This window comes from bacterium (assembly GCA_017744355.1).
Lineage (GTDB): Bacteria > Cyanobacteriota > Sericytochromatia > S15B-MN24 > UBA4093 > JAGIBK01.
The window spans coordinates 707,538-713,659 of sequence record JAGIBK010000002.1 but is presented as its reverse complement, the minus strand read 5'-3'; the positions used below and the strand labels follow the sequence as shown (position 1 = coordinate 713,659).

Below are 6,122 nucleotides of genomic sequence, written 5' to 3'. Positions count from 1 at the left end.
GTGTTGATGGTGATGCCGCGGGCCTTCTCTTCGGGGGCGGCGTCGATGTCGGCGTAGGCCATCGCCTTCGCGCTGCCGGCGGCAGCCAGCGTCATCGTGATGGCGGCGGTCAGGGTGGTCTTGCCGTGGTCGACGTGACCGATCGTGCCGATATTGACGTGCGTCTTGTTACGCTCGAACTTCGCTCTGGCCATGGTCTTGGTGATTCCTCCTCAAGTAGCCGTTAGTTATGCTGGGGTCCGGAAAAAATCAAATAAGCAAAGAAAAGAGCCCACGACCGGGATTGAACCGGTGACCTTATCCTTACCAAGGATACGCTCTACCGACTGAGCTACGTGGGCTTGGTGGTGGAGGGAGTAGGATTCGAACCTACGAAGGCAGAGCCGTCTGATTTACAGTCAGATCCCTTTGGCCACTTGGGTATCCCTCCAAATAAATTGCGAGCGAAACCCCGGGGCACACAAGGCGCTGACTTGATTTCGTTCGGTGGCGGCCCGCTGCGATGCAACGCGCAACCACTCTTCAAACTTATCACCGCCTTAACCGGGTGTCAACCCTTCTCGCCAACTTTATTTCAAATCGGCCAACTCGGCTTTCACAATGCCCACCACCAGATCATCCAGGTTGTTCTCCTGCACGGTCCCCACCTGATGCGAGGTTTGCCCGCCGTAGGTGAGAAACAGGAACTTGCCGCCGGTAAATTGCGCCATCTGCCGGAAGACATATTCCCCCCTGGCGTCGAGGCCGCTCGCCCCGAGCGGGTAGATCTTGATGCCGCGCTCTGCGGCCTTGACCATGTGGGTGGTGTAGGGGACGTCTTGCGGGTAGTCCAGGTGCGGCGGGGCGTCGCCCACCATGAACATGAGGCGCACGCTCTCTGCTGCATCCCAGCTCAGCGCATTGAGCGACGTTCCGACGCCCTCGTTCAGGGCCTCGGGGTAGTCGCCGCCGCCCGCCGCCGCCAGCGAGTTGAGGCGTGCACGGAAGGTGTCCAGGTCGGGGGTGAAGTCGAAGTGCCGGGTCACGAAGTCGTCGCCGCGATCGCGATACGCCACCAAGCCGTAGCGAAGCACCGGGGCATCCGGCAAGCTTTTGATCCGCGCGGCGATGTCCCCGATGGTCGTCTGGATTCGGCTCAGCTCATCCCCCATGCTGCCCGTCACGTCCAGGGTAAAGCAGAGATCAAGCTTGGGCGCGATGTCCGCGCGCGCCTCGGGCCACTCGAGCACCACGTCGCGCGCGCCGTCTTTCGGGATCGTCCGGGTGAACTGCTGTGCCCCCTTCTCGACCCGCACCGTGAACGAGTCGCTCGCCTGCGCGGCAAGCGGGAAGGCCTTGGGGAAGAAGAGGACCCGGCCATTGCTGGCGGATTTCGCCGAAAACACCTCATCGACCCCCGCGAGCACCGTGACCGTGGCGTTGGGAACACTCCGCGAGGCCGGATCCCTCAACCAAAACTGAAAGCGCTCGGAGACATCCAGGGGCGCGACGCCACCGCCGGAGAAGCTCGAGAGATACGTCAGGTACGCCGCGAAGTCGGCATTGTCGTCCACCTCGCCGCCCTTGAGCCCCGAACCCTGCTGCTCGCTCCCCGGAGCCCCCGAAGCAAAGCTCCCGTTCGGCGCGATGGCCTCGCCCTGAGCGGGTGCCATGTCGCTCGGCAAGGTGCTGCGGAAGAGCCCGGTGGTCGTACACCCCGCGATGCAGGTGAAGGTCAACGACAAGGCCGCAAGGGCGCTCAGACGCGAAGCCAGACGCATACAAATCTCCTCTCGGGGACGACGAGGGCTCGAACAGGAAAGCAACCGTTTTATTATCCTCGCTGCCACCGATCACCGAAACGATCACAACCGAAAGAAACTCCCTCCTTCACGGTTCATTGACCCGAACTGGCCGGTGGCATAGAATCGCCGGGTTGTTTTTCGCCGCCCGGGCGGCGAAGTAAGGAGCGAAACCAATTGGCATGGATCTGGCTACTCATTGCAGGGCTTTCTGAAATCGTCTGGGCGACGGGCCTCAAGTACACCGAGGGCTTCTCGAAGCTTTGGCCCAGCGTGGGCACCGTGGTCGTGATGATCGCAAGCTTCGTCTTCCTGGCGCAGGCCATGAAGCAGCTGCCCCTGGGAACGGCCTACACGGTCTGGACCGGCATCGGCGCCGTCGGCACGGTGTTGGTCGGCATCTTGTTGCTCGGCGAATCGAAAGACCCCATGCGGCTGCTCTTCGTGGCGCTCATCATCGCCGGCATCCTCGGCGTCAAGATGACGGGCAACGCCCACTAAGCCATCCATCCGTAAAAAGGGGGCGCCTCGCGAGGCGCCCCCTTCTTGCTAGCCGAGAAAGACGTCTTCCGGCGCCAGCACGTCGTGGCGCACCACCAACCCCGGGTCGATCATCACCTGGTCGCCGATCGAGACGTAGCCCATGATCTGGCTGCCCGGCCCCAAGAGGACGCGATCGCCGATCTGCACCCCACCCGAGATGTTGACCCCCGGGCTCACGACGTTATAGCTGCCGATCACGGCGTCGTGCGAGACGGTCGCGTTGGCCCCGAAGAGGTTGAAGTCCCTGACCTCGATGTCGCAGGTGAAGCGGCAGCCGGCCGAGACCACGTTGCCCTGGCCGAAGTCGATCCGCCGAAAGTCCAGGGTGGCGTCGGGGTGGATCAGGTTGGGGAACTGGAAGCGATCGGCTTGCTGGACGTACTCGGCGAGCACCGCCGCGCGCACGTTGGGGCGGCCGATGGCGATCACCAGGTCCGCCTCTTGGTCCTGCTCGAGGAGCCAGCGGTCGTTGCCCACGATGATGCCCAGGCCCAGGTCCTTGCCCACCACCGCCGAGCCGCTGCCGATGAAGCCCGCGAACTCCCAGCGGTGCTCGCGCGCGTTCACTTGTTCGGCGACCATGGCCATCTCGCGGGCCAGGCCGCCTGTGCCGATGATGTAGAGGCGGCGGCGCATTGGTGGGGTCAGCTCCATTCACGAACCGTGGAAACCCCTCCAGAATAGCCGCGAACAAGCGCTTTCGCGGTGATCCGCGCAACCAAGTTCGCCGATCACCGCAGCTTTCGAACAAGCTTGGTATGATGGTTTGGTTGGTATTTTCAGCCCCAAAGGAGCACCCCATGCAAAAGACAGACACTTTGCCCGACTTTATCGAAGAATTGACCGCCATGGTGCGGGTATACCGCGAGCTCAAGTCCCTCAAGCAGGACGAAGCCCCGAGCGCGGATGCCGCAAACGAAGACTAACGCTCTTTCCCAACCAGGCCGGGCTCGCCGATAAGCGCCCGGCCTGACGCGTTCAGGAAGTTACTGCGGCTGGTTTCCTCTTGCTAGCCGATCAGCAGGGGCTCCTCCACGTACCGGATCGCCGAGCGCCGGCGCGACGGGAAGAGCGAAAGCATGACGGTGATCATCCCGACGCGCCCGATCAGCATGGTCGCGATCAGGATGAGCTTGCTCACGGTGCTGAGTTGACCGGTGATCCCCATGGACATGCCCGCGTTGCCGAAGGCCGAGAGCACCTCGAACAAGATCGGCAAGAAGGGCAGCGACTCGATCGAGGCGAGCAAGAGGGTCGAGAAGGCCACCACGGCCAGCGAGAGCAGCACGACGGCGAAGGCCTTGCGGACCAATCGCTCGTCCAGGCGCCGCTTGAACCAATCCAGCGCAATCTCCTGGCGTCCCTGCAACACCCCCTTGACCCCCGCCGCCGTGACGGCAACGGTCGTCAGCTTGATGCCGCTACCCGTCGAGCCCGGCCCCGCCCCGATGAACATGAGGGCGAGCATCAAGAGCAGGCTCGGGCGGGCCATGGCCTCGACCTCCACGCTGTTGAAGCCGCACGATCGGGGCTGCACGGCCATGAAGAAGGCATTCGCCGCCTGCAGGTGCAAGGGAAGCGGCCCGAGGGTCTTCGGGTTTCGCGCCTCGAAATACCAGATGACAACAGTCGAGCTCACAAGCAGGGCCACCGTCAGGCCGAGCACGATGCCGATGAGCACGTTCCAACGCTGCCTCGGCGCCCGGCGCAAGAGGTAGCGGCGCACGAGCTCCTGGTTCACGTTGAAGCCGAGGCCCCCGATCACGGTGGTCATCGCCAGGACCAGCAGCACCCCGGCGTTGCGCTGCCAGTGGATGGCCCCTTCGGGCAAGAAGGGGAAGCCCGCGTTGTTGAAGGCGCCGACGACGTGAAAGAGGGTCATGACCAGGCCCTTGGACCAGCCGAACTCCGGCACCATCGTCCAGGCCAGGAAAAAGGCGCTCACCAGCTGGACCACGAGCGAGAAGCCGACGATGTTCAGCACGAAGCGCACGAGCCCCGCCATCCCCGGCTGCTCCAGGCCTTCCTGGATGTTGAGGCGATCGCGCAGGGAGATGCGCTGACCGATCAGCAGCATGGTCAGGGTGAAGAGGCTCATGTAGCCGAGGCCCCCGAGCTGGATCAAGAGCATCAGCACGCCCTGGCCGAAGGGCGAGTAGCGATCCACCACGTCCCCCGGGGCGAGGCCCGTGGTGGTGACGGCGGAGGCGGCGAAGAACAGATCGTCGATCCCCGGCTGCGGGCCCGGCACGTGGGAAATGGGCAGCATCAGCAGGATGGCCCCGAGCAGGATGAAGCTCAGGTAGCCGAGCACGATCAGCTGGGAGGCATTGGGCTGTGGCCCCTTGCGGCGGGCGGCCTTCGTGGAGGTCACGGCTAGCGAGGTAGCTGGTTCAAGCGCTTGTTGTCGCCGATCACGGTCAGGATGTCCCCGGGGTGGATCCGGTCTCCGGTCAACGGCGCGATGTTGACGCCGCCCTTGCCCTTGATGGCGATGACCGTCACGCCGTAGCGCTCGCGCAACCCCGTGTCCCCGAGGGTTTTGCCGAAGAAGAGGGGCGAAGCCGGCACCTCGATGATGCTGTAATCGGGGTCCAGCTCGATCATCTCGATGATGCCCTGGCCGCTGATGGCGTTGGCGACGCGCTCGCCCATCTGCATCTCGGGGTAGACGACGCGGATGGCCTCGCCTCCGACGCGCTCCATGACCTTGCCGTACTTCTCGTGGGAGGCCTTGGCCACGATCTGGGAAACGCCGAGCTCCACGAGGTTGAGGGCCGTCAGGACCGCGACTTCGAGGTCGGTGCCGATCCCGATCACGACCGTGTCGAAGCCCGAGAGGCTGAGCTCCTCGAGGGCGTGCAGGTCGGTCGAATCCGCCTGGACGATGTGCGTGGCGATCTCCTCGGCCTGGGCCGAGCGGGTCTCTTCTTCCGAGGCATCGATCCCGAGCACTTCGTGGCCCTGCTGGTGCAGGGTCCGGCAGACGCTGCGGCCGAAGCGACCGAGGCCGATGACGGCGATTTGCTTGCGTGGTTGCGGCATGGTGAGTTCCTCGTGCGGCGAAGTTCCTGCGATGGTAGCAGACGCAGACCGATCTTGCCGCTCCGAATAAGCGTATGCTATATTCTGAGCGCGTTAAGGGCGTCTAGCAAAGCCGTTCCTTCAAGTCGCGAAAGCGCCCAGGCTCGCCCCATGCCTGGAGTTTGTGCAGATGCGCGATGGGGCAAAAATCCCCGAAATGAGCCTTAGGAGACGAAAGTGCAAAGCCTCTACCATTATCCGCTGGGCGATCGCTTCCCCCAGGAAGCGGACGTCATCATCGAGATCGCCAAGAACAGCCGCAACAAGTACGAGTACGAATCCGAGACTGGCAACTTCCGGCTCGACCGGGTGCTTTCGAGCCCCCTGCACTACGTCACCGAGTACGGCTTCTTCCCCCAGACGCTGGCGGGCGACGGCGACCCCGCCGACGTGCTCGTCCCGATGGAAGAGCCCACCTTCCCCGGCTGCATCATCCGCGTGCGCCCCATCGGCCTGCTGAAGATGGCCGACGAGAAGGGTGAGGACTTCAAGATCCTGGCCGTGCCCAGCAAGGATCGCCGCTACACCGAGATCACCAAGCACACCGACGTCTCGCCGCACCTGCTGCTCGAGATCGAGCACTTCTTCCAGGTCTACAAGAACCTCGACAACCTCTACCCCACCATCATGGGCTGGGAGGACGAGGCGTTCGCCAAGAACTACCTGCTCGAGTGCCACGAGAACTTCAAGAAGTCCGCGCTCGCGCTCAAGTAA

At 63.6% G+C, this 6,122-nt stretch carries 7 protein-coding genes and 2 tRNA genes; 2 read left to right on the top strand and 7 right to left on the bottom strand.

Annotation, left to right across the window (positions count from 1 at the left end; all coding sequences use genetic code 11):
• The 4 genes from tuf to J7643_08875 all read right to left on the bottom strand — a co-directional run.
• Positions 1-194 (bottom strand): elongation factor Tu (gene tuf / locus J7643_08890; protein ID MBO9540691.1); only part of this gene is annotated, 194 nt, incomplete at its 3' end.
• Positions 195-268: 74 nt separating this feature from the next.
• A tRNA-Thr gene (locus J7643_08885) sits at positions 269-341 on the bottom strand.
• Positions 342-345: 4 nt separating this feature from the next.
• Positions 346-430, bottom strand: a tRNA-Tyr gene (locus J7643_08880).
• A 139-nt stretch (positions 431-569) separates the two neighbouring features.
• Positions 570-1,760 carry a VWA domain-containing protein gene (locus J7643_08875; protein ID MBO9540690.1) on the bottom strand — a complete coding sequence of 397 codons (1,191 nt, stop codon included), beginning with the start codon at positions 1,758-1,760 and terminating at the stop codon, positions 570-572.
• Between the two features lie 198 nt (positions 1,761-1,958).
• Between J7643_08875 and sugE the strand changes: the two genes are divergently transcribed.
• Positions 1,959-2,282, top strand: a complete 324-nt coding sequence (gene sugE / locus J7643_08870; protein MBO9540689.1) for a quaternary ammonium compound efflux SMR transporter SugE — start codon at positions 1,959-1,961, stop codon at positions 2,280-2,282.
• A gap of 48 nt (positions 2,283-2,330) precedes the next feature.
• Here the strand turns inward: sugE and J7643_08865 are convergent, their stop codons facing one another.
• From J7643_08865 to J7643_08855, 3 genes are all read right to left on the bottom strand, one after another.
• Positions 2,331-2,960 carry an acetyltransferase gene (locus tag J7643_08865; GenBank protein ID MBO9540688.1) on the bottom strand — a complete coding sequence of 210 codons (630 nt, stop codon included), beginning with the start codon at positions 2,958-2,960 and terminating at the stop codon, positions 2,331-2,333.
• Between the two features lie 373 nt (positions 2,961-3,333).
• Positions 3,334-4,698 carry a hypothetical protein gene (locus J7643_08860; protein ID MBO9540687.1) on the bottom strand — a complete coding sequence of 455 codons (1,365 nt, stop codon included), beginning with the start codon at positions 4,696-4,698 and terminating at the stop codon, positions 3,334-3,336.
• Positions 4,699-4,700: 2 nt separating this feature from the next.
• Positions 4,701-5,369, bottom strand: coding sequence for a TrkA family potassium uptake protein (locus J7643_08855; protein ID MBO9540686.1), 669 nt, complete (start codon positions 5,367-5,369; stop codon positions 4,701-4,703).
• Positions 5,370-5,585: 216 nt separating this feature from the next.
• Here J7643_08855 and J7643_08850 point away from each other — a divergent pair, with 216 nt between their 5' ends.
• Positions 5,586-6,122 (top strand): inorganic diphosphatase, encoded by a 537-nt coding sequence (locus J7643_08850; GenBank protein MBO9540685.1) that lies wholly within the window; start codon positions 5,586-5,588, stop codon positions 6,120-6,122.

Coding starts and splice junctions, on each gene's coding strand:
- J7643_08875 (MBO9540690.1), bottom strand. CDS start 1,760: ATGCGTCTGGCTTCGCGTCTGAGCGCCCTTGCGGCCTTGTCGTTGACC.
- J7643_08865 (MBO9540688.1), bottom strand. CDS start 2,960: ATGCGCCGCCGCCTCTACATCATCGGCACAGGCGGCCTGGCCCGCGAG.
- J7643_08855 (MBO9540686.1), bottom strand. CDS start 5,369: ATGCCGCAACCACGCAAGCAAATCGCCGTCATCGGCCTCGGTCGCTTC.